Source organism: Clostridium sp. KLE 1755, from assembly GCF_000466465.2.
Lineage (GTDB): Bacteria > Bacillota > Clostridia > Lachnospirales > Lachnospiraceae > Eisenbergiella > Eisenbergiella porci.
Window position 1 is genome coordinate 20252 of the sequence record NZ_KE992775.1, and the last position, 329, is coordinate 20580.

The 329-nt window shown below is 46.2% G+C and carries 2 tRNA genes; both read right to left on the bottom strand.

Annotation, left to right across the window (positions count from 1 at the left end):
- Positions 1-58: 58 nt before the first annotated feature.
- Positions 59-132, bottom strand: a tRNA-Ile gene (locus HMPREF1548_RS25525).
- Positions 133-165: 33 nt separating this feature from the next.
- Positions 166-238 (bottom strand) — tRNA-Thr (locus HMPREF1548_RS25530).
- Between the last annotated feature and the right edge of the window lie 91 nt (positions 239-329).

Sequence of the window (329 nt, forward strand, 5' to 3'; positions counted from 1 at the left end):
CAGGGCGGCGCTCTAACCAACTGAGCCACTGGGCCTAACTATACAGCTTACAACAAAATGGACCTTCGGGGACTCGAACCCAGGACCGATCGGTTATGAGCCGATTGCTCTAACCAACTGAGCTAAAGGTCCGTAAATATTTACGGTAAATATTTAAATAATAAAAGCCGATGATCGGACTCGAACCGATAACCTGCTGATTACAAATCAGCTGCTCTGCCAATTGAGCCACATCGGCAAATAAATCTACTTACAACAAAAACGCATCGGTCAACTACACTGCTGCGTCTTCCATAAACAAATGACTCCGACGGGAATCGAACCCGTGT